The 25,411-nt window shown below is 47.8% G+C and carries 23 protein-coding genes; 16 read left to right on the top strand and 7 right to left on the bottom strand.

Annotated elements, in window-relative coordinates; translation table 11 throughout:
* Window positions 1–39: 39 nt before the first annotated feature.
* Window positions 40–1,695 carry a formate--tetrahydrofolate ligase gene (locus tag UL82_RS05080; RefSeq protein ID WP_046439385.1) on the top strand — a complete coding sequence of 552 codons (1,656 nt, stop codon included), beginning with the start codon at window positions 40–42 and terminating at the stop codon, window positions 1,693–1,695.
* Between the two features lie 42 nt (window positions 1,696–1,737).
* On the opposite strand, the gene UL82_RS05075 is transcribed toward UL82_RS05080, so the two are convergent.
* The gene (locus tag UL82_RS05075; protein WP_046439384.1) at window positions 1,738–2,535 is read right to left on the bottom strand and encodes a RecB family exonuclease; all 798 of its coding nucleotides are present in this window, start codon (window positions 2,533–2,535) and stop codon (window positions 1,738–1,740) included.
* 66 nt (window positions 2,536–2,601) lie between these two features.
* On the opposite strand from UL82_RS05075, the gene UL82_RS05070 reads away from it, so the two are divergent.
* Together UL82_RS05070 and UL82_RS05065 are read left to right on the top strand one after the other, a co-directional pair.
* Complete coding sequence (locus UL82_RS05070; RefSeq protein ID WP_052735890.1) at window positions 2,602–3,960, top strand: M18 family aminopeptidase; 1,359 nt, start codon at window positions 2,602–2,604, stop codon at window positions 3,958–3,960.
* A 6-nt stretch (window positions 3,961–3,966) separates the two neighbouring features.
* Window positions 3,967–4,803 carry a tRNA (adenine-N1)-methyltransferase gene (locus UL82_RS05065; RefSeq protein WP_046439382.1) on the top strand — a complete coding sequence of 279 codons (837 nt, stop codon included), beginning with the start codon at window positions 3,967–3,969 and terminating at the stop codon, window positions 4,801–4,803.
* A gap of 69 nt (window positions 4,804–4,872) precedes the next feature.
* Here the strand turns inward: UL82_RS05065 and UL82_RS05060 are convergent, their stop codons facing one another.
* Window positions 4,873–6,012: an HNH endonuclease signature motif containing protein gene (locus UL82_RS05060; protein ID WP_126316917.1), complete on the bottom strand. Its 1,140-nt coding sequence runs from the start codon at window positions 6,010–6,012 to the stop codon at window positions 4,873–4,875.
* A gap of 188 nt (window positions 6,013–6,200) precedes the next feature.
* Between UL82_RS05060 and arc the strand changes: the two genes are divergently transcribed.
* The 9 genes from arc to UL82_RS05015 all read left to right on the top strand — a co-directional run bounded on the left by arc (window position 6,201) and on the right by UL82_RS05015 (window position 16,946).
* Window positions 6,201–7,778, top strand: coding sequence for a proteasome ATPase (gene arc / locus UL82_RS05055; protein ID WP_046439380.1), 1,578 nt, complete (start codon window positions 6,201–6,203; stop codon window positions 7,776–7,778).
* Window positions 7,778–9,268: a depupylase/deamidase Dop gene (gene dop / locus UL82_RS05050; RefSeq protein ID WP_046439379.1), complete on the top strand. Its 1,491-nt coding sequence runs from the start codon at window positions 7,778–7,780 to the stop codon at window positions 9,266–9,268. Before arc ends, dop begins: the two co-directional genes overlap by 1 nt.
* 61 nt (window positions 9,269–9,329) lie before the next feature.
* On the top strand, window positions 9,330–9,518 hold the full coding sequence (locus UL82_RS05045) for a ubiquitin-like protein Pup (protein WP_046439378.1): 189 nt from the start codon (window positions 9,330–9,332) through the stop codon (window positions 9,516–9,518).
* Window positions 9,519–9,521: 3 nt separating this feature from the next.
* On the top strand, window positions 9,522–10,946 hold the full coding sequence (gene pafA / locus UL82_RS05040) for a Pup--protein ligase (RefSeq protein ID WP_046439376.1): 1,425 nt from the start codon (window positions 9,522–9,524) through the stop codon (window positions 10,944–10,946).
* A 9-nt stretch (window positions 10,947–10,955) separates the two neighbouring features.
* Entirely contained in the window at window positions 10,956–11,933 is a 978-nt protein-coding gene (locus UL82_RS05035) for a helix-turn-helix transcriptional regulator (RefSeq protein ID WP_046439374.1), read from the top strand.
* A gap of 8 nt (window positions 11,934–11,941) precedes the next feature.
* On the top strand, window positions 11,942–12,919 hold the full coding sequence (locus UL82_RS05030) for a helix-turn-helix transcriptional regulator (protein WP_046439373.1): 978 nt from the start codon (window positions 11,942–11,944) through the stop codon (window positions 12,917–12,919).
* 32 nt (window positions 12,920–12,951) lie between these two features.
* Entirely contained in the window at window positions 12,952–13,200 is a 249-nt protein-coding gene (gene tatA / locus UL82_RS05025) for a Sec-independent protein translocase subunit TatA (RefSeq protein ID WP_046439372.1), read from the top strand.
* 12 nt (window positions 13,201–13,212) lie between these two features.
* Window positions 13,213–14,157, top strand: a complete 945-nt coding sequence (gene tatC, locus UL82_RS05020) for a twin-arginine translocase subunit TatC (RefSeq protein WP_052735889.1) — start codon at window positions 13,213–13,215, stop codon at window positions 14,155–14,157.
* A 38-nt stretch (window positions 14,158–14,195) separates the two neighbouring features.
* Entirely contained in the window at window positions 14,196–16,946 is a 2,751-nt protein-coding gene (locus UL82_RS05015) for a DEAD/DEAH box helicase (RefSeq protein ID WP_046439370.1), read from the top strand.
* Here UL82_RS05015 and UL82_RS10620 read toward each other — a convergent pair.
* Window positions 16,943–17,548, bottom strand: coding sequence for a trypsin-like serine protease (locus tag UL82_RS10620; protein WP_126363846.1), 606 nt, complete (start codon window positions 17,546–17,548; stop codon window positions 16,943–16,945). The two genes, UL82_RS05015 and UL82_RS10620, sit on opposite strands and share 4 nt — an antisense overlap.
* Here UL82_RS10620 and UL82_RS05005 point away from each other — a divergent pair.
* From UL82_RS05005 to UL82_RS04990, 4 genes are all read left to right on the top strand, one after another.
* A complete protein-coding gene (locus tag UL82_RS05005) occupies window positions 17,529–18,659 on the top strand; it encodes a M24 family metallopeptidase (RefSeq protein ID WP_046439369.1) in 1,131 nt (376 codons plus the stop codon). The two genes, UL82_RS10620 and UL82_RS05005, sit on opposite strands and share 20 nt — an antisense overlap.
* A gap of 69 nt (window positions 18,660–18,728) precedes the next feature.
* Window positions 18,729–19,997 carry a bifunctional cobalt-precorrin-7 (C(5))-methyltransferase/cobalt-precorrin-6B (C(15))-methyltransferase gene (locus UL82_RS05000; RefSeq protein WP_046439368.1) on the top strand — a complete coding sequence of 423 codons (1,269 nt, stop codon included), beginning with the start codon at window positions 18,729–18,731 and terminating at the stop codon, window positions 19,995–19,997.
* On the top strand, window positions 19,994–20,767 hold the full coding sequence (cobM, locus tag UL82_RS04995) for a precorrin-4 C(11)-methyltransferase (protein ID WP_046439367.1): 774 nt from the start codon (window positions 19,994–19,996) through the stop codon (window positions 20,765–20,767). The genes UL82_RS05000 and cobM overlap by 4 nt, the downstream gene beginning before the upstream one ends.
* A complete protein-coding gene (locus tag UL82_RS04990) occupies window positions 20,755–21,480 on the top strand; it encodes a cobalt-precorrin-6A reductase (protein WP_046439365.1) in 726 nt (241 codons plus the stop codon). Before cobM ends, UL82_RS04990 begins: the two co-directional genes overlap by 13 nt.
* A gap of 51 nt (window positions 21,481–21,531) precedes the next feature.
* Here the strand turns inward: UL82_RS04990 and UL82_RS04985 are convergent, their stop codons facing one another.
* The 4 genes from UL82_RS04985 to UL82_RS04970 all read right to left on the bottom strand — a co-directional run bounded on the left by UL82_RS04985 (window position 21,532) and on the right by UL82_RS04970 (window position 25,169).
* On the bottom strand, window positions 21,532–21,753 hold the full coding sequence (locus UL82_RS04985; RefSeq protein WP_046439364.1) for a hypothetical protein: 222 nt from the start codon (window positions 21,751–21,753) through the stop codon (window positions 21,532–21,534).
* 81 nt (window positions 21,754–21,834) lie between these two features.
* The gene (cobJ, locus tag UL82_RS04980) at window positions 21,835–23,337 is read right to left on the bottom strand and encodes a precorrin-3B C(17)-methyltransferase (protein ID WP_046439363.1); all 1,503 of its coding nucleotides are present in this window, start codon (window positions 23,335–23,337) and stop codon (window positions 21,835–21,837) included.
* Window positions 23,338–23,985, bottom strand: a complete 648-nt coding sequence (locus UL82_RS04975; RefSeq protein ID WP_046439361.1) for a precorrin-8X methylmutase — start codon at window positions 23,983–23,985, stop codon at window positions 23,338–23,340. It abuts the gene before it with no gap.
* Window positions 23,982–25,169, bottom strand: a complete 1,188-nt coding sequence (locus UL82_RS04970; RefSeq protein ID WP_046439359.1) for a precorrin-3B synthase — start codon at window positions 25,167–25,169, stop codon at window positions 23,982–23,984. Before UL82_RS04970 ends, UL82_RS04975 begins: the two co-directional genes overlap by 4 nt.
* Between the last annotated feature and the right edge of the window lie 242 nt (window positions 25,170–25,411).

Raw genomic sequence — 25,411 nt, 5'->3', positions numbered from 1 at the left:
TGGGGTATTTTTCAACTCTACGTATTAAGGAGAAAGATCATGCCTACTGACATCGAAATCGCCCAAGCCCATACCCTTGAACCCATTACTGAGATAGCCCAACGCGCTGGTATTCCCGATGACGCGGTTATCCCTTATGGAGCAGCCAAGGCAAAAATCGACATCACTCGTTTTGACCGACACAACAATGGCAAACTAGTGCTCGTTACCGGTATGTCGCCAACACCAGCCGGCGAGGGCAAATCTACTGTACTCATTGGGCTTGCCGACGCGCTACGCAACCGTGGACGAAATACGATCGTTGCACTTCGTGAACCCTCCCTCGGACCAGTAATGGGTATTAAAGGCGGCGCTGCCGGTGGTGGTTATGCACAAATCGTCCCCATGGAAGACATTAACCTACATTTCACTGGCGATTTCCATGCAATTACTGCTGCCACCAATACACTTGCCGCATTAATTGATAATCACATCCACCAAGGCAACGCCAAGCGTATCGACGTTCGCCGCATCTCATGGCAACGTTGCCTCGATGTCAATGACCGCTCACTACGCCATGTGGTCACAGGTCTAGGTGGTAAAGCCCACGGTGTACCTACCGAAACCGGTTTTACTATTACCGCCGCCAGCGAAATTATGGCGATTCTGTGTCTTGCCCAAGACCTCAATGATCTCGAAGAACGTATTGGTGCTATCGTTATCGCCCAAGACCTCGACGGCAACCCAGTCACCGCCGCCGATATTAATGCCCAAGGTGCCTTGACCGCACTTATGAAAGAAGCCATCAATCCTAACCTGGTGCAAACACTCGGCGGTACCCCAGCATTTGTCCATGGGGGACCGTTTGGCAATATCGCTCACGGTTGCAACTCACTTATCGCCACCCAAACAGCACTAACCTTTGCCGATATCGTACTTACCGAAGCTGGCTTTGGCTCGGATCTCGGGGCTGAAAAATTCTTTGATATTAAAGCTCGTGCTGGCAAACTCAATGTTTCTTGCGCGGTTATCGTCGCAACGATTCGTAGCCTAAAGTACAACGGCGGCCAAGACCGTGCCGAGCTCACCAGCGAAAACCTCTCAGCGCTCAGCGACGGCATTGTCAATCTCGAACGACATGTAACTAATGTACGTAAATTCGGAGTCACACCAGTTATTGCACTCAACCGTTTCACCACTGATACCGAAGAAGAAATCGCCTGGATGCACAATTGGGCACAAAACTACGGAGTACAACTTGTTGCTTGCGATGTCTGGGCACATGGTGGACAAGGCGCACTTGAGCTTGCCGATACCGTTAGCGCGGTCGTCGACACTGCTACCGATTCCACACAACTCTATGACACAAACAAAGGCCTACTCGCCTCGATTACTCGCATCGCCACCGAGATCTACCGAGCAAAAGACGTGCACTTAAGTAAACAAGCGCTGACCGATCTCGCCTACATAGAAAAAAATGGCTGGGGCACGCTACCGGTATGCATCTCTAAGACACAATATTCATTTAGCGATGACCCTACTGCTTTAGGTGCCGCCGAAGGCCACACCCTACATGTTCGGCAACTCCTGCCGCGCATTGGCTCTGGTTTCATTGTCGCACTCACTGGCGATGTCATGACCATGCCAGGTCTACCTAAAATACCGGCTGCAGAAAAAATCGCGATAAAAGATTCTAAGATCACCGGATTGTTCTAAACCCAATAATAAAACGCACCGTCTTATGACGGTGCGTTTTTTCTATGTGGGCCAGCCGGGGTATGCCGGTGGCTGACCGCCAAACTCTGGACATAGAGTTTTGTGCGGACACCAGCCGCATAGTTTTGAGGTTTTGGGGCGAAAATTCCCGGAACGACCGTCGCTAAGAATCTTTTCCCATAAATCACCCAAATCGCGCTCAAAGTATTCTAATTCCTCGCGTGAAGGCGCTAAAAACATAGAATCCAGCACCTTAAGATACATCAAGCGCAGCTGGGTAGGAATCGTGCCGAACAAGCGCCAATACACCAACGCATAAAAACGCATCTGAAATTTAGCAGAATCGGAATAGCGCGGCAGAGGCTTCTTACCGGTCTTATAATCGACTACACGCACCTCACCAGTCGGGGCAATGTCCACCCGATCTATGAACCCGCGCACCGGCACACCATTAGGCAAGCGCGTATCGACATACATCTCACACTTATGTGCGTCAAAGCCCTGCGGGTTCTCCATCTGGAAATACCCCTTGATCAGCTCACGGCATTCCACAAGAAAATCATAGGTCTGTTCTTGTGGAACCAGCTCAACTAACGACGGATCCTTAGCAGTCATCGCCGCCCAATTAGGTTTCAAACGCTTAACCGCTGCCGGATAAGTTCGCTGATCACGCGACCAACCGTGCATATCCTCCAAACACGCGTGCACCAGCGTTCCTTTAACCTGCGCCACCGTCGACGGCTCCGGCAATTTATCTATGGCGCGGAAGCGATATAACAACGGGCACTGCTTATAGTCACTGGCACGAGAAGGAGATAGGGCAATATTTTTTGCTGACATAACAGCTCACAGCATAGCGCACGTCGCATACCTCCCTACATAGAGTTTGCGCCTAGTGTTAACTCTATGAAAGAGACACCCCCAACTGTTATCGCTCCCCAGGCACATATCGGTGCCGATAGCGAAAATGCCTCCCAATCCGAACGCAGGGAAGCCAACGCCTACGATTTCATTAACTTTGTAGCTAGTTCTCCCAGTAGCTTCCATGCCGCCGAGTCGGCTGCGGAACTTCTTGAAGCGGCAGGTTTTATCCGTCGCAAAGAAACTGACCCATGGCAGGCAACCCCTGGTGGACATTTTATTGTGCGTGGCGGCGCCTTAATGGCATGGTTTGTGCCTGCCACGGCATCCCCGGAATCAGGTTTTCGCATCATCGGGGCACACAACGATTCACCTGGATTCAAACTAAAGCACAACGCCAGCTTCACTACCGCAGGATGGCAACAGGCCGCCGTCGAAGTCTATGGGGGACCAATCCTACACACGTGGTTTGATCGCGAACTTGTTCTCGCCGGAAAAATCGGACTTAACGACGGTACCACCCGGCTCGTAACCACCCCGCCGATTCTGCGCATCCCAACGCTTGCCATTCACCTTGATCGCGAAGCCAACACCTCACTTAGCCTGAAACGTCAGCTGCATACCCAGCCAATCTATGCGGTGGGTGATGAGAGAACACATATTCTAGAAATCGTCGCCGCCTCTGCCGACATAGAGTTTCCGTCGATTATTAGCCATGATCTGATCACGGTAGACGCTCAACCTGGTGAAATTTTCGGTGCGGATTCTACGTTGCTAGCTAGTGGGCGGCTCGATAATCTTTCTAGCGTGTATCCCGGTGTGCAAGCGCTGATCAGTGCTACCCAGGATTCGCTTATCGATAACCACGCTTCTAACGATATTCTGGTTCTTGCGCTTTTCGACCACGAAGAAATTGGCTCCACTTCTACCACTGGGGCAGCCGGGCCGATTCTTCAGGATGTGTTAGAGCGCACTGCTTTTGCTCTTGGCGCGACCCCCGATGACCTACATAGAATGTATGCGCGTTCAAGCTGTATTTCCGCAGATGCTGCGCACTCAATCCACCCCAACTACACAGAGCGTCACGACGCCCATAATTATCCGTTGCTAGGCCAAGGGCCGGTACTAAAGATTAACGCCAACCAGCGCTACGCCTCTAACACAGAAACCGAATCTCTATGGATAAGGATGTGCCGTAATGCAGGCATCACTAGTCAAGTTTTCGTTGGTAATAATGATATGCCGTGTGGTTCGACAATTGGGCCAATCACGGCCACACGTTTAGGTATTCCTACCGTAGACGTTGGAATACCGTTGCTAAGTATGCATTCTGCCCGCGAGCTTGCCAGCACGGTTGATTTAGAACAGCTCATGCGGGTTCTCCACGCGTACCTGATAGGGTAAATCTCTATGGCATATTCCGGACCTTTCCAAGCGGGCGACCGCGTTCAGTTAACTGATCAGAAGCGTCGGCACGCAACAATTGTTCTCGTTGCGGGCGAAAAGTATTTCACTCACAAGGGCGCAATCAACCATGATGACATCATCGGTGCGCACGAGGGAACCGTCGTTAAGTCTGATCAAGGCGCTGACTATCTTTGTTTCCGCCACTTGCTTGTCGACCATGTGCTATCCATGCCGCGTGGCGCTGCAGTAATCTACCCCAAAGACTCAGCACAAATTCTTGTTGAAGGCGATATTTTTCCCGGCGCACGAGTGCTTGAAGCTGGTGCTGGATCGGGCGCATTGTCTATGTCGTTGTTGCGCGCTGTCGGCGAGCAAGGCGAAGTTATCTCCTATGAGATTCGTGAAGATCACTTAGCGTACGCAGAATCGAATGTCGATGAATACTTCGGTGGGCGGCCACAAAATTGGAGTCCGCGGTTGGGGGATCTCAAAGAGGTCACGCTTCACGACATAGACGGCCCCGTGGACAGGATTATCCTCGACATGCTGGAGCCGTGGGAATGTCTACGTACTGTCAAAGAACTTCTGCTACCTGGCGGCGTTTTCATGACCTATGTGGCTACTGTTCCACAACTTATGAAGGTTATGGAGGGAATCCGCGAACAGCAGTGCTTCACTGAACCGCGCGCCTGGGAATCGTTGGTACGCGAGTGGCGAGTCGAAGGCCTAGCCACCCGGCCAGAGCACCGCATGAATGCTCACACCGCGTTTCTTATTTGGACACGCAGGCTTGCCGATGGCGTTACTCCGCCTCGTCCGCAACGACGTGCCCGGAAATAAAAGCGAAACCCAGCCACATAGAGCTGGGTTTTCTTTTCAGGAACGCAGGCTTAGGCGCATAAAAGGATTTTACGCGCCACGAGCTAATTCGTGTCCAGAGAATTCAATCACTTCAGGACGGTTAATCGATTTTCGTTTCGAATAATTACACTGCCATACGTATTCGCCAACGTCGTTAATGCTTACAGTCGCATGACCTGAAGTAACCTGTCCATGGTGGTACGGACACAGCATCACTAAGTTTGGGATCGAGGTCGGCCCACCATTTTTCGCCGCGATAATGTGGTGTGCTTGTCCACCGTATTTAACAGCGAGTAAACAACCAGGAGCGGCGCAGACTGTTGTATGACCGATCAAGGCTTGGCGTTGTTTCTTATTCGTACTACGTTGCTCAATAACTGCTGCTTCTATGGGGAGGAGAGTATCGTCATCATAAACAACCACCCAGCCGGTCGCCTTAATTCGTTCATGGATGGCATCTATGGAGATAACGCTGCCATCAGTAAGTGCATAGGTGTCACGATTCAGACCGTCGAAAAGTTCGCGCGCAGTCATAATAACGTGCACACCAATATCGGTAGAGGTGGCCTTATTGTAGTACATGCGCAGCAGCGCCTGGGCGCGAGCGTGGCGGTAATCTAGGCCAGAACTACGGTCGTATTCGCTAGCGGTTAGGCGTTCAAGTTCACTGAAAAAGGCGCGGAAAACCTCGTCGTTAAGCCTTGCGACAATCGTGCGCATACCGTATTCATCAACGCCTTTAGACACTTTAACGCTACTGCGCGGCGGTTTGCTGCTTTTAATATTATGCTCGCGAACTTCCTTCTTGCACGCTGCATACAATTCAGAAAAATTCTTGCCGTGCGCCAACTGAATCATATCTAAGCGCAACTTTTCGCGGGAGTACTCTATGTCAACAGCGAGTTTGTTTACTTGCTGATTAATCAACACCAGCTCATCAATACTTAGCTCCAATAACCGCGCATGCTCAATTGCTTGACGACGAAACTCTATGTCGTCAGAAGCGCACTTCCCATAAAGTTTTGCAGCAACCCGCCGATAATTGCCTGCGGTAGTAACATCAACGCGAAAAAGCTGCGCAATCTGATCGGTAGCTAGCTGAGCGTCGAAAAGCTCACGGGCAAGTTCTATGCCGCGGTGTGCTATGTGGCTTAGCTGGTCGATCATCATAAGTTGAGCTTCTCCCATAGAGTTTTATCGTGCAAGGGGATAGTCGGAAAAAGAAAAAATCTGGGGAAAACTTTCCCTTATTGGAAAGAGTTTTCCCCAGAAAAAGGCGTTTTTATCGAAACTATTGATTCAAAGGCGTCTTTTCTGCGAGAATTAATGGTTTGGATGTCCATTTTATGGGGTGCTCATTAGGGTATGGTTGTGTCATGCCTTCTTCCGCGGATCACTATTTTGAAGTCACTGAACTCAAAGCTCAGCTAGCGCGGGTTCAACGTATTAACAATGACTTAGGGGCGCGCAATACAAAGTTAGCTGAGTTATTAAAAACGTCGCGGGAAAAACTTTCGGTGCTCAATGCCCAGTTAGAAGACTTAGCTATGCCACCATCGACATATGGTACTTTTTTAGAGCTTTCCTCATCACAGTTGACACATAGCAGTGATGATGGTGTGAGCACTGCTGAGGTGTTTACCGCTGGTCGAAAAATGCGACTACCGGTATCACCTTTGGTTGATCCGCAGCAGCTCATCCCTGGTGTGCAGGTACGTCTTGGTGAGGGCAGTCAAGTTGTAGAAATTACTGGGTTCGCCGAAACCGGTGAATTGGCGGTTTTAGTGGAGATAATTGGTAGCAACCGCGCCCTCGTTACTGACTCTATGGGGCAGGAGCAGGTTGTTAAGCTTGCTGCGCCACTAACGCAACAGTTCTGCCGTCAACCGCGCGCCGGGGATACCCTGCTTATTGATGCCAAAGCTGGTTATGGTTTTGAGGTGATTCCGAAGACGGAAGTTCAGCGGCTGGCGTTAGAAGAAGTTCCTGATGTTACTTATGCGGATATCGGTGGTCTCGATACGCAGATCGAACAAATCCATGATGCTGTTGAGTTACCTTTTGCTTATCCGGATCTCTATCGCACCTACGAATTGCATCCGCCGAAGGGGGTGTTGCTCTATGGTCCGCCAGGGTGTGGGAAAACCTTGATCGCCAAGGCGGTAGCAAATTCTCTCGCCTCGCGTATCGACGGTTCCACCCAGAGTTATTTCATTAATGTCAAAGGACCAGAGCTCTTAAATAAATTTGTTGGTGAAACCGAGCGTCGTATTCGGTTGATTTTCGAACGCGCGCGCGAGTTGGGGGAAAGCGGTCGCCCGGTCATTATTTTCTTTGATGAAATGGAGTCGATTTTCCGCACCCGAGGTTCTGGTGTGAGCTCAGATATGGAGACCACGGTGGTTCCGCAGCTGCTTACCGAGCTCGATGGGGTAGAAGGTTTATCCAATGTCATTGTTATTGGTGCCACGAATCGTGAAGAGTTAATTGATCCCGCGATTCTGCGCCCGGGGCGTCTCGATGTAAAAATCCGGGTGGAGCGGCCTAATAAGGAACATGCACGCGATATTTTTCATCGCCATTTAAACACTGATGTACCGCTGGCTGAAGACGTCGATACGCTTATTAACGCTACTACCGAGCATCTATTTGCTCCGCATCCATTTGTAGAACTCACTCTGGTTAATGACGACATAGAGATTTTGCATTATCACGATTTCGTTTCTGGTGCGATGATCGCCAATATTGTTAGCCGCGCAAAGAAGTTTGCTATTAAAGAGCAAATTGCTGGTCTAGGACGTGGCATTTCGACGGCGCATTTACTTGCTGCTGTGGATGCGGAGTATCGGGAGAATGAGGATCTGCCCGACACGTCCAACCCTGATGAGTGGTCACGTATTATTGGTCGGCATGGATTGCAAGTAAGCCATGCGCGGGTTCTAAGGAGGCTTTAATGCGTTTTATTGGGACCGAGACTGAATACGGCATTGCTACTCCAGATAATCCAGTATTATCGCCAATTATTAGTTCTTCGCATGCGGTTGTTGCTTTTGGGGTAACTGAGCCTTGTGCAACTGGCACGCGCTGGGATTTTGCACAGGAATATCCTTTGCGTGACCAGCGTGGTTTTGATTTGCGTCGCTATCATACGGTACCGGTTATTGATCCAACAGCTATTGGTTCAGCGAACGTTATTTTAAGCAATGGGGGCAGATTCTATGTTGATCATGCGCATCCAGAGTATTCTTCTCCGGAGACTACCTCAGCTTTTTCGGCGATGCTCTATGATCTTGCTGGTGATCGCATCCTTCTGCGTTCTGCTCAGCGGGTGCGAGACATTACGGCGCAGGGACAATCTGTTCTTGAACATCACGATCCCTGTCCAGAGCTGAAATTTTATAAAAATAATGTCGATGGTAAAGGTGCTAGCTACGGGGCGCATGAAAATTATTTTTATTCCCGTAGCGTAGATTTTGATGTGCTCGCTCAAGGACTCATTCCGTTTTTTGTCGCTCGTCAGGTTATTACCGGTGCCGGTCGAGTGGGGTTAGGCCAATACGGCGAAAAACCTGGTTTTCAAATCTCACAACGCGCAGATTATATTGAGCAAGAAATCTCCTTAGAAACTACCCTTAACCGGGGAATTATCAATACCCGCGATGAGCCACATGCCGATGCCCAGCGTTATGGTCGGCTGCATGTAATCATTGGTGATGCCAATATGTCACACACCTCAATCTTGCTTAAATTAGGTATGACCTCGCTGGTATTAGATGCTATTGAACAAGGTGTTGATTTCAGTGATTTAAAACTTGTCGATGCCGTAGCTGAGGTCACCAATGTCTCCTATGACACCAAGCTCAATCATAAACTTCAGCTTTGCGACGGGCGCATGATGACTGCGTTAGAGCTACTTGGCGAATATCGCGCTCGGGTACCCCATACTGATCCGCTCGTGATTAAGACCTGGGATGAGGTACTTTCTGCGCTCGAAACAGGTTATCGTGGAGCGGCGCATCTTCTTGATTGGTGTGCAAAACTAGCACTTATTGATAGTTATCAGGCACGCGGTAGTAGCATTGCGGATCCTAAACTTGCACTTATTGATCTGCAATATAGCGATATTGATCCCGAAAAAGGGCTGTATCATGCACTTGTGCGCAAACAAAGAATACGTACCTTAGCCACTGCACAAGAAATTAACGCAGCCGCCTGGATACCGCCACAGGATACGCGCGCACGATTACGCGGATACCTCGCGTATGAACATGCTAGACATATTCAAGCAATTAGTTGGGCAACGGTTCTTGTCGACGTCGAAAAGCAATCATTAGCGCGTATTTCTATGCCAGAACTTGATGATATTTCTTTTACCCCCGGTGCTATCAACAGTATCGTTGCTGAACTTGATTCTGCTGGTTATATCGATTGGGTACTGCCTTAAACTGGCCAATTCAGGCTAGGCTAAAACTACATACAACTACCACATAGAGAAAGGGATCCCTATGCGTAATCCGCAGTCGCAGGTTTTTGGTCGAGACGGTAGCGGTGATGATCCGGTCGACGAGTTAGCTAGTGGGCAGACTCAGATTAATACTCAAGGTGTAGATGATCTGCTCGATGAGATTGATGGATTATTAGAAAATAACGCAGAAGAGTTTGTTCGTTCCTATGTTCAGAAGGGTGGACAATAAAAGGTGTCCGCCTTTACTCGACGTATTACCGGGATTGAAACGGAATACGGAATTACCTGCATTAGTAGCTCAGGGAAAAAATGTCTTGACCCAGATGAGATCGCTCGTATTATGTTTCGACCGATCATTAAACAGTGGGGGAGCTCAAATGTTTTTGTCCCTAATGCGTCTCGGCTATATCTCGATGTGGGCAGCCACCCAGAAATTGCTACCGCAGAGTGCGATAGTTTAAGCCAGCTTATTGCCTATGATCAGGCTGGAGATCGCATTGTTGATGAGCTTGCTCGTACCGCTGAAAAAACCTTAGCAAAAGAGGGCACTAAAGCGGCAGTGTATTTGTTTAAAAATAACCTTGATTCTCAAGGAAATTCCTATGGCTGTCATGAAAATTACTTAGTGAGCCGAGAAACAGTTTTAAAAACGCTAGGTAAACAGCTGCTTCCTTTTCTTATTACTCGGCAGCTTATTGCCGGTGCTGGATGTATCAAAAATGGCCAATTCCATTTTTCCCAACGTGCCGATCATGTATGGGAGGGGGTCTCAAGTGCGACTACGCGTTCTCGCCCCATTATTAATACTCGCGATGAACCGCACGCCGATTCCCATCTTTATCGACGATTGCACGTCATTGTTGGGGATTCTTCGCTGTGTGAAGCAACCACAGCGCTTAAAATCGGTTCCACACTGCTAGTACTAGAAATGATCGAGGCAGAATATCAGGTACCGGCAATTGAATTAGATAATGAGATCGCAGCTATTAGAGAAATTTCCCGTGATCTTAGCGGGGCAACCACTGTTGCGTTAAAAGGACGCGATCCTATGTCTGCCCTAGATATTCAGCGTCATTATCTTAATGCCGCACGCCAATGGCTTAGTGTGCGCGATGATTCTCAAGCTGGTACCAGCAATAACGAGCTAGAGCTGGTGGTAACTCTATGGGAGAAAACACTGACCGCTATTGCTAGTGGAGATATCAGCACAATTGCCACCGAGATCGATTGGGCAATCAAGCTGCAACTTTTGCGCCGCTACCAACAGCGTTTAGGCACTACTGATTTTTCGCATCCCAAGCTTGCTCAAATCGATCTTACCTACCACGATATTCGACCAGGTCGTGGGTTATTTAAAATATTGGAAGAAAAAAATGCTGTGCGACGCTGGGTTGTTCCTGCCGACATAGAGTTTGCGCTTAATCATGCACCACAAACTACTCGCGCAAAATTACGTGGGGAGTTTATTCGTGCTGCTCAAGAAACCGCTGCACCGGTATCAATTGATTGGTTGCGGTTAAAAGTTTCTCGTCCAGAACCACAGATTATAGAACTTAGTAACCCATTTTCAGCCGTAGACCAGCATGTTGATGAGCTTATAGATTATATGCACACCCATCGTGGGCACTATAGAGATGCTGAATCGTTAGATAGTTAGATTTTAAGTATGGCTAAAATTTCTCCCGAGGAGCGCTGCGTTAATCTTACTTTCGCGTTGCTTAAAGCTGCGCCTTCTTTTGCCGAGCATTCTTTTTTGCTTACTCAGGTACCCGGTTATGATTACTCGCCGTACCATGAGCCAAAAGCGCAAGAAAGCGCCCGAAAAATGCTTAATCGAGATATCCGCCATCTTAAAAATGCCGGCGTCCCTATTGAGGAAGTGCCCACAGATAATGGGATAAGTTACCGGATTCAATTAGAAAACTATGGGTTGCCAGAAGTGCATTTCACTGCTGAAGAAGCCACCATCATTGCACTTGCTGGCCAGGTAGGTAGCAATGATCAACTATCGACGTTTAGTCGTTCCGGATGGACAAAAATAGCAGCTAGTGGTGCTGATAGAGATTTATCTGCTACTAGTAGGGTCACTTTTATTAATGATTTTTCTGCACTAAACCTCAGTGATTTTGAAACACTTGTAGCTGCGTGCAATAGCAAACACCGTATTTCTTTTTTCTATCAGAAAAATAAAGCCTCAGATTTGCATGAACGGTGGTTGGATCCCTGGGCAATTGCCACCCGTTATGATCGACTCTACCTCGTTGGTTTCGATCTCGACCGTCTTGCTCCGCGTACTTTCCGGCTTACGAGACTTAGTGAAATCAGCATACTTAGTGATCCCCATACTGAACTTTATGGCACTTTTCACTTGCCGCCAGCCGGTAGCAATCTAGAAGAAATCGTCGAAAAGCAAGTGCACAATGGTCAAGAATTAATAACCGCTAGGCTTCGTTTAGCCCCCGATTATAAGGGTGAGTTTCTTGGTTTAGGCACTCATATTGATAAAGACATCATAGAGCTTGTCGACGTTGATCGTGCGTGGTTGGTTCGTACTGCTGCCGCGCACGCGCCCGAAGTAGTTGTTCTTTCACCTGAGAAGGTACGTCAAGAAGTTATAGATTTACTCCAGGCAGTTATTAAATAAGGATCTTCATGGCTAAAACTCCAGCGGTTAATCGGGTTGCTGATCTTGTCCGTCTGCTGAACTTATTACCGTATTTACAATCGCATCCACATAATTCGCTGATGGAGACAGCTACTGATTTAGGTCTTTCTCCGGCAGAAATGATGCACGACCTGCGTCGACTACATTGCTGTGGTTATGGAAATTTTCATGATGAGCTCGTTGATCTCACCATAGATTATGCGCAAGTTCAGGTACTTAATTCTCAAGGTCTCGATAAACCGCTACGGCTAACGCACACTGAGGCAGGGGCGTTATTACTTTCTTTAGAAGCCCTTGAAGCAATGCCAGGGTTATTTAACCAAGAGGTGGTACGCTCAGCGGCAGCAAAATTACGTGAGATTGTCGGGGTAACTGCGCAGTCGGTTTTTGATGCTCCTGCGCACGGTTATGATCTAGGTGCCGAGGCGCTTATGGAGGTAGTTCGACAAGCCGTCGATAAGCACGTGCGACTACAGTTTAATTATTATTCTCAGCATAGTGATTCTTTAAGAATGCGGGAAGTATCAGTAGCACGTATTTTTACCCATGAGCGTAGCGTTTATATCACTGGGTGGGATCATGAGGTGCAAGAGCACCGCACCTTCCGGGTTGATCGAATGCATGATGTTTATCTGGGGGACAAGCCAGCTACCCCCAATGAAAATAAGTTTAAGTTTAACCCTGCTAACCCCTTCGGGTTTGAATCAGACATGTCAACCGTCACGTTACAGGTGCATAAAGAAGATGCCTGGGTGCTTGATTCTTTGCCCATAGAGCTCGAATCGACATCAGATTCCCCATGGTTAACAGGGGTCATTCCGCTTGTCTCTCAGACCTGGTTAGTTCGTTTTGCCATCTCGCATGCTGACCGCATTAAAGTAGTAGCACCTGCTGAAATTGTTAAACTTTTGGCAAAACGGGTTCAGCTCGGGTTGAACGCGTATGATACTGAGTTGAATAACTAATTATTAAGCCCGCGGGTTGAAAGGTTTTATGCATGCCAAATCTAGGTTTTTGGGAAATTCTGGCAATTCTTGCTGTTATTGTTTTGCTCTTCGGCGCTAAAAAACTTCCTGATGCTGCTCGTTCCCTAGGGCGTTCTATGCGTATTTTTAAGTCCGAAGTTAAAGAAATGAAAAATGATGACGTTGAACGTGCCGAGATCGAAGCACAACGTGTGCACAGCGAAATTCCTACGGTTCAGGAAACCATGACTCAGCCAGTAGAAAAGAAACTAGAAAACTAATAGTTCATAATTATGGCGAAAAAGAAACCAGCAGATGGTTCCATGCCTCTTGTCGAGCATCTCCAAGAACTGCGGCGACGAGTCATTATTTCCATCATTGCACTAGGTATCGGGACAATAGTTGGCTACTACTGGTATCAAAACACCATTATGGGTTTAAGCAGCCTTGGTGATATTTTGCGTGGTCCGTATTGTTCGCTACCGGTAGAAAATCGTGCGTCTTTTACCCTTGATGATGAATGTCGTTTATTGGCGACTTCACCATTTGAAATGTTTTTGCTTCGCCTTAAAGTAGGCGCACTGGCTGGTTTAGTTTTTGCTTCACCTGTTTGGCTATACCAAATTTGGGCTTTTATTACCCCTGGCCTGCATAAAAATGAGCGCCGAGCTACCTTCTCTTTTGTTTCTGCAGCAGTAATTCTTTTTGTTGCTGGTGCCATGATTGCGTATTTTGTTGTGTCCTACGGCTTAGAGTTCTTGCTTACTATCGGTGATGAAACTCAAGTAGCGGCATTAACTGGTGAACGTTATTTCAATTTCTTACTGGCATTACTACTTATCTTCGGAGTTAGTTTTGAAGTGCCTCTGCTACTGGTCATGCTCAACGCGGTTGGGGTTTTGACCTATGAGCAGGTAAAAGATAAACGGCGCATCATTGTTGTGCTTATGTTTATCTTTGCTGCTTTTATGACTCCTGGCCAAGATCCTTTCTCTATGTTGATCTTGGCGTTGGCGCTAAGCCTTCTTGTCGAATGTGCATTACAGGTTATGCGTTTGCATGATCGTCGAGTACAAACCAATAGACCTGCATGGCTTGATGTCGATGATGAAGAATCTTCTGGTGATATCGCCGCTGCAGCACCAATTGGTAATGCAGAATCGGTTCGGCCGAGTCCTAGTGTTATCGATCGTCCCCAGCCGATTGATCAGAAAACAAATTTTGATGATGTGCTCTAGCTAAGTCACTGAAGCAAGTGTGCTTTAAAATAAACCCCATGACTGTTGAGCCGATCATTATCGAAGGCGTAGATATTAGCAACTGCCCGCACCTGCAAAATTTTCGCAGTACTTTGGGCTTTAAGTTAGATGCCTTTCAGCTCCAAGGATGCGTATCGGTTGAACGTGGTCGTGGGGTTTTAGTCTGCGCACCAACTGGAGCGGGTAAAACGATTGTTGGTGAATTCGCAGTTTCGCTCGCTTTAAGCAAGGGCAATAAATGCTTTTATACCACTCCAATTAAAGCGCTCAGCAACCAGAAATATCACGATCTTATTGCCGTTTATGGTTTCGATCGGGTTGGTCTGCTTACTGGCGATGTCTCTATTAATGCAGCTGCTGATGTTGTTGTGATGACTACCGAAGTCTTGCGCAATATGATCTACGCTGATAGTCCTACACTTGATCGCCTGAGCCATGTAGTTATGGACGAAATCCATTTCCTTGCTGATCGCTCCCGCGGCGCAGTCTGGGAAGAGGTGATTCTTAACCTCGATGAATCAGTCTCTGTGGTTGGTCTTTCAGCTACGGTAAGCAATTCGGAAGAATTTGGTCGCTGGTTAAGTACCGTTCGCGGCGATACTGATGTGGTTGTCACCGATCGCCGTCCCGTACCACTTGATCAATGGATGCTTGTTGGTCGACGCATGCATGAGCTTTTCGACGCTGTGGGTTCAACAGATGTCAATCCTAGGTTGTCTGCTCACATAGACCGTATCGAAGGTGCCCAGCCACGCGAGGGCTCTCACCAAGGTTTTGGTATCCAACGCAGTGGCAGGCCACGCCAACAAGATAAATATCGTCCCATTTCTCGCCCAGAAATGATCGAGTTATTAGCCGAACACACCATGCTACCGGCTATCGACTTTATTTTTTCTCGTGCGGGCTGCGATGCCGCACTTTATCAGTGTTTAAATTCTCAATTAGTGCTCACCACAGAGCAGGAGAGCACGACTATCGCAGAGATTATTGAGGCTGGAATAGTAGATATTCCTGAAGAAGACCTAAAGCTACTTGGTTACCGGCAGTGGCGCCAAGCACTTATGCGTGGCTTCGCTACGCACCATGCTGGTATGCTGCCAGCATTTCGACATATCGTCGAAAAGCTTTTTACCCTGGGATTATTGCGAGTAGTCTTTGCTACCGAAACTCTTGCCTTAGGTATTAATATGCCGGCGCGCACCGTGGTACTTGAAAAGTTAGTGAAATATAACGGTGAAGCACATGTTGCACTTACTCCTGGTCAATACACTCAGTTAACTGGGCGTGCTGGTCGACGTGGTATTGATACCATTGGTAATGCAGTGGTGCTGTGGGCACCTGCTACCGATCCAGAGGCAGTTGCTGGTCTTGCTTCTACCCGTACCTATCCACTGATTTCGACTTTTGCTCCGGGCTATAATATGAGCGTTAATTTGCTTAAAACTATTGGTTTTTCGCCTGCTCATCGTATGTTGGAAAAGTCTTTTGCCCAGTTCCAAGCAGATGGTTCTATCGTCGATGAAGTGCGTGAGATTGAGCGTGCTGAAGCAAAAGAAAAAGAATTAACTGCGCAGCTCAACCAACTTATTGGTTCGGATGAAGCCGTAGCAGAATTTTTAGACTATGTTCAATTACGCCGTGAGCTAAGCCAAGCGGAAAAGAAACTACGTAAGCATCTTATCGAAGAACGTGAAATTGAAGTACGACGGGTACTTTCTAAGCTCCAATTAGGTGATGTAGTAGCGCTTCCGGGTAAAAAACGCCCACTATTAGCGGTAGTTGTTCAACCAGCTGATAATGCACACACACCAAAACCATGGTTCATTATGGAATCTGGTTGGTCAGGACGCATTACTAGTGATGCACTTGGAATTGCGCCCATAGTTGTTGGCCATATGCGCCTACCGCGCAAAGTTATTGCTTCACCACGAAGAAATACCCGTGTGGTTTCCGAATTATTCCAACGTAACAATTTTGCGCGCCCCAAACGCATGCGACACCAACCACGAGTACGACCTACTAAAGCTATTACTGCACTGCGCGAACAATTACGTGCTCATCCAGCACACCATTGGCCGGGTCGGGAAGAGCTCGCTCGGGTGGGTGAAAAACTTGTTCGCCAGCGGGCTATTACTTATGCCCTGCGAGAAAAAATCAGTGCCGCCACAGATACCTTAGGGCGTACTTTTGACCGTATTTTGGCATTACTTGCAGAAATGGATTACGTGGAATATACCGCCGAGTCAATCCCGCGTATTACTAATGAAGGCGAGCGGTTAGCTTTAATCCATAGTGAATGTGATCTACTAGTTGCCCAGTGTCTTAAGCGTGGTATTTGGGATAATCTTGACCCAGCTGAGTTAGCCGGCGTTGCAAGCATGTGCACTTTTGAAAACCGAAAAGAAACCAAAGGCACAGCCAGCGGAGCAACAGATAATATGCTTACCGCAATGAACAATACTATGCGTATCTGGGAAGAAATTAGTGTCGATGAAAAACGCCATCGTCTTCCTATTACGCCCTATCCCGAAGCAGGTTTCGCGCTTGCAATACACCAATGGACTGCTGGGGCACCACTAGGATATTGTCTTGCTGCAGCCGCCCAATCCGGTGCGGAACTCACCCCAGGCGATTTTGTACGTCAATGTCTACAAGTTATCGATCTACTAGAACAGATTCGCAAAACCGCTTATACCAAAGACACTGCACATAATGCCCGGCGTGCTATTGATGCCATTAAACGAGGCGTTGTTGCCGTGGGCTACTAATAATTATCTGCCCACCATTGCAATTCCTGGTGGTGGGCTTTAGTAAGAGCTACCACAGCTAAACCGGTATTTATTTTCCCAGGATCAATAATCATCGATTGAATACCAACAATATTATTTCCTACTAAAACTGGTCCGCCAGAATCACCATAGTTCGCTACTGGTCGGTTATAAATAACTCCCGCTGCACGCACAATAGTTTTCCTATTACTACCAATAAACCATGGCGCATACACAATATAGCGGCCGGTTAGCGGTTTTCCTGCCCACCCAATAGTGCGCATTTTCATCCCTGGTAGCAGCGACATAGTAGCTAGTCGCCAATTAAAAGTAACCCCAAAAACTGGTGCAGTGAGATGAATTAAGGCTATATCGGTAGTCAAATGATGTATCACCGCTTTATCTGCGTATCGACGCCATAAGCTACCATCATCAACTCGCCCGCTTAACATACAATCGTTGTTATCACGCACAAAATGTCTCGCTGTCATAACCAATGTTGGGCTAAGCAGCACCCCGCTACACCGAGATCTGCTTCCGCGTAGGCGAACATGTTGGCTCATAGTGTTTACAATAACCGGCATGACAAATTTTTTTTCCACCCAGGTGTACCTTGACCGTATCCACCGGGTGCAAATGCTTGCCCAAGAAAAAGGACTCAGTGGGCTTATTATTGGCTCTGGCGCACAGCTGATTTATCTCACCGGATCACGTATCTCCACCCATGAGCGTCTATTAGCTTTAGTTATTCCAGCTCACGGCACACCCACATTAGTACTACCAGCAGTTGATCGCGGAGATATCGCTAAGTCACCACTTGCTCAACTTGGTTTTGATATTATTACCTGGGAAGATGGCGAAAACCCGCACCATATTGCCATAACAGCTTTAGCACTTTCTCCTACTACAACAACCCCCGAAATTGCCCTAGGGTCAGAGCTTAGCGCAGATCATGTACTAGCACTTATGGCTCTACTTCCTCATGCTTCATTTAGTTTAGCTACCTCTGTCTTAGCCGAGCTTTTTATCGCCAAAGACAGCCCAGAAATAGCAGATTTACGCTTCGCCGGTGAAGCTATCGATCGCGTGCATGCACAAGTACCTGAGCTATTACGCGCCGGGCGCACGGAAAAAGAGGTAGCGAAAGATCTTGAGCAGCTTATTCTTCGTGAGCATAAGACAGTAGATTTTGTGATTGTGGGCTCAGCAGAAAATGGAGCCAATCCGCATCATGATTTTTCTGATCGAGTGTTAACAGTAGGGGATATGGTTGTTGTCGATATCGGTGGAACCACCGCATTGGGCTATCACTCAGATTGCACCCGTACTTATATTGTCGGTGGATTAGAATCTGCTAACCCAGATGCATTGGCTATGTATGAAGTGCTCTTCCAAGCACAAAAAGAGGCTGTCCAAGCGGTGCGTCCTGGGGTTACGGCACACTATATTGACAATGTTGCACGCCAAGCAATTACTCAAGCTGGATATGGCGAGTATTTTATCCACCGTACCGGCCATGGGATTGGTTTAAGCACACATGAGGAGCCTTTTATTATGGCCGGTAATGATCTCGTGCTTAGCCCTGGTATGGCTTTTTCTATTGAACCAGGTATTTATATTCCTCATCAGTATGGTGCCCGGATTGAGGATATTGTGGTGGTCACAGATACTGCCTGCGAGCTTCTCAACAATCAACCTCGTATCTTGCGTTAAATATTTTAGGTGATATCTCTCAACAACACGTATCAGGGTAGGTGGGAGAACAGAGTAGACTCGTAGTCTATGAATAATCCTGCTCGTACAGATGCTCTCCACCTAGCGCAAGGCCGTGATGGTGAACATAAAACGCAGGTCAGTGTCGTTGGTATTGGCGCTGGTGGGTTTGCTGAGCTTGGCCGTAGCGCACAAAAAGTATTACTTGAAGCTGCGGTCATCATTGGTTCCTGGCGCCAATTGGGTCTTCTTCCCGATCATATTTCTGGATTACGTCATCCTTGGCCAAGTCCAATGCTGCCGTCTATCCCGGAGATTTTTGCTAATTTCCAAGGACAACGCATCGTTGTTTTAGGTTCTGGCGATCCTATGTTTCATGGTATTGGTACGACTTTGCGCAAAGTGTTACCGCAACTGGATTTTAATGTATATCCGCAACCGTCTAGTGCTTCTTTAGCCTGTGCGCGCTTGGGGTGGGCGTTAGATCGTACTCCAGTAGAAAGTTTGGTCACCAATGAAGTGAATACACTTTTACTACGGATTCAAGAAGGAAACCGCTTTTTGGTTCTTGGCCGTGATGAAAATTCACCGCAACAAATTTGCGATTTTTTGGTCACTGCTGGTCAGCCTCAGGCGATCATTGAGGTACTTAATGATCTTGGCGGAGTTGATGAATCCTATACCCAAGGCACTGCTGCACAACCACCATCAGTGGTGAGTTCGCTTAATGTCATTGCTATTTCACATCTTTTGCCACCAACGCTTAGCAGAGTTCCAGGGCTTAACGACGATCTATTTACTAACGACGGACAACTAACCAAGCAACATATTCGTGCTTTGACAGTGTCTGCGCTAAGGCCTAAGGAAGGTGAAACTCTTTGGGATATTGGTGGCGGTGCTGGTTCTATCGCCATAGAGTTTTTGCGAGCTACTCAAACAAGTCATGCGGTATGTTTTGAACAGGAACCTTCCCGCCAGCAACGTATCCTCGATAATGCATTGCAATTAGGGGTTGCTCATCGGTTAGCTGTACAGGCAAGTGCTCCCGACAATTACACCTGTGTACCAGATAATCCTGATGTCATTTTTATTGGCGGGGGACTGACTGCTCCTGGTGTATTTGATGGTGCCTGGCAGCGGCTTAACGATGGTGGACGATTAGTAGCTAATGCGGTAACCATCGAGTCGGAACAAAAACTTATCGAACTTCGTCGACAGTTAGGTGGAAGCCTGTCACGCTTTGCTATGTCTCATGAGCGTGGCGTCGGCAGTTTTAGTGCCTTTCAATCTGCTTTTCCCGTTACTCAGTGGTCAATTATTAAGGAAGCTAACTCATGACCGTTTATTTTATTGGTGCTGGTCCTGGTGCCGCCGATCTGCTTACTCTTCGTGCCGATGCGCTTATTCGATCTTGTCCGGTATGTCTTTATGCTGGATCGATTGTCCCAGAGTCGGTTTTAGCTAATACCCCTGATGGTGCAGAGGTAATTAATACTGCTCGTATGCCGCTTGATGAAATTATGAAAGTCATTGTTCGAGCTAACGCTGAAGGTAAAGATGTTGCTCGCTTACAATCAGGCGATCCATCAATTTATTCTGCTCTTGCAGAACAAATTAGACGGCTTAGCGAAGCTGGTATCAACTACGAGATTGTTCCGGGCGTGGCTTCTTTTAGTGCGGCAGCTGCAGTGCTTGGTCATGAGCTTACGGTGCCCACAATTGGACAGTCTATTATTTTAACCCGTGTTTCTGGTCGTGCTTCAGCTATGCCAGCAGGTGAGGATCTACCAACTTTAGGAAAATCTAAGGCTACTTTGTGCATCCATCTGGCAGCTCATGATATTGATCGAGTTGTGGCGGAGTTGATTCCTAATTATGGCAAAAATTGCCCAGTAGCTGTTGTTGCTTTTGCTAGTCGTCCAGAAGAGATTACTCTTCGAGGAACATTGTCTGATATTGCTGCCAAAATGAAACAGGAAGGCATTACTCGTACTGCCATTATTATTGTTGGTCGAGTACTAAGCGCTGAAGGTTTCCCAGATTCTTTCCTCTATTCTGATGATCGTCCACGTGATGAGCACGGAAGGACAATCCCGTGCGCGCATTAATTCTTGGTGGAACTGGAGAGGCACGAAAAGTAGCCGCATTACTTATTGAACGCGGCTGGCAGGTTACTAGTTCACTTGCTGGGCGGGTGGCTAATCCAAAGCTACCTGTAGGCGAGGTACGTATCGGTGGTTTTGGTGGGGCAGCTGGTTTAGCGACGTGGTTGCGCACTAATAATGTCGATCTTGTTATTGATGCTACTCATCCTTTCGCAGAAAGAATCTCTTTATCAGCTTCGGAGGCAACCCGTGCTACTGGTATTCCATTGATCGCATTACACCGACCTACATGGGAGAAAAATCCTCAAGATCGTTGGGTTGAGGTAGCCGATATGACTGAGGCTGCTCGGTTAGTGGCACAGCGTTTTCACCATATCTTTTTAACCATTGGTCGCCAGCAACTAGCATCTTTTGCTGCTGACCCGCATAATCTCTATGTGATTCGTACTGTAGAGCCACCTGAGGTGGCGTTACCACCTCGTCATAGACTTATTCAATCACGTGGCCCTTTTGATGTTGCAGCAGAGAAAAAACTCATGCGAGACAATCAAATTGATGCGGTAGTAACAAAGAATTCCGGTGGTGCATTAACTACGGCCAAGCTTATTGCTGCTCGTGAGTTGGGTATCACAGTGGTTATGGTTCAACGACCAATATTGCCTCAGTGTTCGGCAATAGCACATACTCCGGAAGAAGTTTTAAACTATCTCACATAGTAAAAGGCTGACCAAGAGATCTTTTTTCTTGGTCAGCCTTGAACATGCTTCTTAGAAGCGGAAAATATTAAAGAAGATGGTACGAAGTGGTCCTAGCGCGGCAAGGATAAGAAATAGGGTAGCCAAAGCACCACCAATGCTGTTGATGTTGAGATTGCTTGGCGACGACGCACTTACTGCCTGAGCCGTAGCCTCTGGAACTACAACTGCGCCGGCAAGCATAGTGGTGGCAGAAATAGCTGCAATGGCACGCTTTATGGTTTTAGTACTCATCTTTTCTCCTTGACTAACACACGCTTTACCTTTTACTATCGATGCACAAGATTAAACTGTTACATTTTTAGCACAACAATTTTAACCGTAACGGCGGGAAGTAAAAACGCGGGTCGCTAAGTTGGTTGGCGATGTATACGTAGTCGTGGTTGTTGCACCAATAATAATCATTGTGCGCATATCTACAATCTCAGGATCAAAATCAGCCAAGGTGGTTACAATGACATTCTCTTGGTCACTACCTACCGCGCGAGCCACAATCACTGGGGTAGTAGGAGCTTGATACTCCGCGACAATATCACGCAAACGTGCTACCTGCCAGCGACGTTCTTTTGAAGCGGGATTATAAACTGCAAACGCCATATCAGCGCCGGCAAGAGCACGAATACGCTTTTCGACGATATCAAAAGGTTTAAGCCGATCTGATAACGAGATCATGCCGAAATCATGTCCTAATGGTGCACCAACGCGTGAAGCTACTGCTTGGGCAGCAGTCATACCCGGAATAATACGTACTGGAACTTCTCGCCATTGCGGATCATCAGCTGTTTCTAGTACCGCTGCCGCCATGGCAAACACTCCTGGATCACCCGAAGAGACGACAGCTACTTTGCGACCTGCTTTCGCCAAGTCAAGCGCCATAGCTGCGCGTTCGGCTTCTACCTTGTTATCGGAAAGATGTCTGCGCTGCCCGGCGCGCACCGGAACCCGATTAACATAAGTGGAATAGCCAACGATATCTGTGGCAGTTTTTAGCTCAGCTAGTGCTTCAGCTGTTGTCCATTTATGCGAGCCAGGGCCTAAACCAATAACAACAACTTCACCTGGTACGGCATTATCTTCTGTTTTATGTTGGGCTACCAAAGAAGGAACAACTGCCACCGAAAAATAAGGTACTTGGGTGGCATCGGTTTCAAGCAGGGGAGTGATCTGCTCGTTAGTCATACTGGCACGAGAGACAACAAAGGCGCGTTGAGCAACGCCAGCCGCAATCATGGCTTTCCGTACCTTTTCAAAAGTGCGGCCAAGTTTTAATACGACTGCACTATCAGCAGCACTAAGATGCTGTATCAGTGCCGCTTCATCCAAGGTACCGGGGATAATGCTTAGCACTTCCTCGTCTTCTGCTAGCGGCATGCCCAAGCTATCCGCAGCTGCAGTCACCGAAGGAATACCAGGAATAATTTCGGCTGGGAAATCCTCCGCCAACATACGGTGGAGGTGTTGATATGAGCTATAGAGCATGGGGTCACCTAGTGCTAGTACAGCAACGGTTTTACCAGCACTAAGATGCGTACGTAGTTTTTCTGCAGCGGTAAGATAAAATTCTGCCATTGCTCCGGCATAGCCGCCTGGATGATCAGTGTGGCCAGTAGTAACCGGATATTCTAGGTGCTCTTGTATTTGATCATCACGAAAATAACACTGCGCAATAGCCTGCGCTGTTGACGAGCCTTGTGGTCGTGAGTGGAAGGCAATAACGTCTGCACGTTCAATGGCTTTAACTGCTTTAACAGTTAGTAGCTCAGGATCACCAGGTCCAACGCCAATTCCGATCAGCTGTGTCCTATGTGTTGAGTTCACTTAGAGAATTTCCTTTTCCGTTGCCAAAGCGTTAATAGCCGCACAAGTAATAGCAGAACCACCACGCCGGCCATGAACGGTAATAAATTGCGTGCCTAAGCGTTGCGCATGTTCAGCAACCGCCTGTTTTGATTCGGCAGCGCCAATAAAACCTACTGGGATCCCCAGGATCACCGATGGTCTCGGTGCATCTGGGTGATCCTCAAGCCACTGCAATAAGTGGAATAGAGCAGTAGGCGCATTACCGATGGCAACTACGGCATCATCAAGATGCGGCTGCCATAGTTCCACTGCAGCAGCAGTACGAGTAGTGCCAATGCGTCGAGCTAACGCAGGTACTCGCTCATCGTGGAGAAAGCACAGTACCTCATTGTTATACGGCAATCGAGAGCGCGTAATACCAGAGCGAACCATATTCACGTCAGTAATAATTGGTTTTCCAGCTTTAAGTGCTTCCCGAGCAGCCGGGACAGCATGGGCGCTAAATTCTATGTCACGGGCGAGATCTGTCTGCCCAGCGGCGTGAATCATGCGCACTGCTACCTGAGATTGCAAATCGTCAAAAGCGCTGAGATCAGATTCTTCTCTGATCATCTTAAAGCTACGACGATAGATCTCTCGACCATCGGTAATGTAGTCAAAACTCAACGATTGTTCACCTCATATTCCCCGTCGCCGGTGGCTACGTACTCAGTGTGAGCTCCTAGTGGGTGGCCGCAGCGGCGGTCACAGCCAGAAAAGTGCACCAGCATATTAATGTCCTTGCCTGATGTTACTAAATTAGTTGCATCAAGCTGGGTATTAGTGTGCGATTTTGCACACCCTGGTAGGCCAGTGCACGCAGTGACCTTAAGCCATGGGGAATCCACGTCAAAGATAATGCCCATTGGTGCCAAAACCTTAACCACTGCTTCAGCTTCTTCAGCTTTAAGGTCATGGATAACCAAAGATGCCCCTGGGCTAATGGTCGTTTGAGCGCCAACAGCGTTAAGTACCCGAGCGACCTGGGAAGTAAGGAATCCAAAGCGCAAGCCACCACCTAAGGTAACGGTACCGTCTGCGTTATTGATCCAACCAATAACACGTTCTCCTATGGCTGGTGTTGGTACTGGAGTTTCTGCAGTTGCACGACGAGTAGCAAAAGTTTCCGCTACTGACTCTTCGACCTGGGTACGCACTGGTTGGTTTTCATGTACCCGCCAGCTCTGCCCACGGTTAAGTTGCCAGGTACGAGTAGCATGCAATAGAACCTGTGGAATGTCTTCTTTATTCATTAGGACAGTGGTCAGTTCGCCGCCAAGAATGAGCTGCCAAAACTCACCATTTTTGATTACCCCGAAATCGGGTCGGTGGGCAAGGATAGTGCCATCACCAGCATCAAAGCCAAAAAGGGTACGCCCCGATAAACCGGCTACGATATCGTCGCTAAGTAAAGTGCGATCGACTTCTTCGATAATGGGCTGGAGTTCACGGCTTAATGGGGAAGCAATCATATTGCGGATCTTGTCATGAGCACGTGATGGCAAAAGTCCTTCGGCACTGACCTTGTCAGCAAAGCCTAGTTCGTCTTTAACCCCACGGAACTGCATATTGCCACGAGTGGTGATGTGGATAGTTTTATCACCAAACTCTTCAGCAATATCGGCGATAATTGCCCACTGTTGTGCACTGATCTTGCCACCAGGAAAGCGAACGCGCCCTACAGCACCGTCTTCAGCTTGGTGTAATTTTAAGGTGCCGGGGCAAATATCACCACGACTGCGGTCTGGGTTATCAATCAATACTGCGGAGCTAGCGCATGATTGAGATTCTTGATCAAATGGATAAGTCATAGCTTAAAATCCTAAACCAAAAGAATGTTATTTAATACATCAAAAAGTCGAATAGTGACCAAATAAGCAATCGTGGAAATAGTCACATACACACCAGGTTAATTATTACTTTCGGCAATATCGTACACGGCCAGTACCCACATTATTACAGCCATAACTTCACTATCGACTAGGGTTTAATCAGAATACGTCGCCTATACACGTATATCGGAAGCCGGTGAAATTCCGGGCGGTCGCGCCAC

The sequence above is a fragment of the Corynebacterium kutscheri genome (assembly GCF_000980835.1).
Taxonomy (GTDB): domain Bacteria; phylum Actinomycetota; class Actinomycetes; order Mycobacteriales; family Mycobacteriaceae; genus Corynebacterium; species Corynebacterium kutscheri.
Note: the sequence above shows the minus strand (reverse complement) of the source record. Positions and strands in the feature narration are given on the sequence as shown.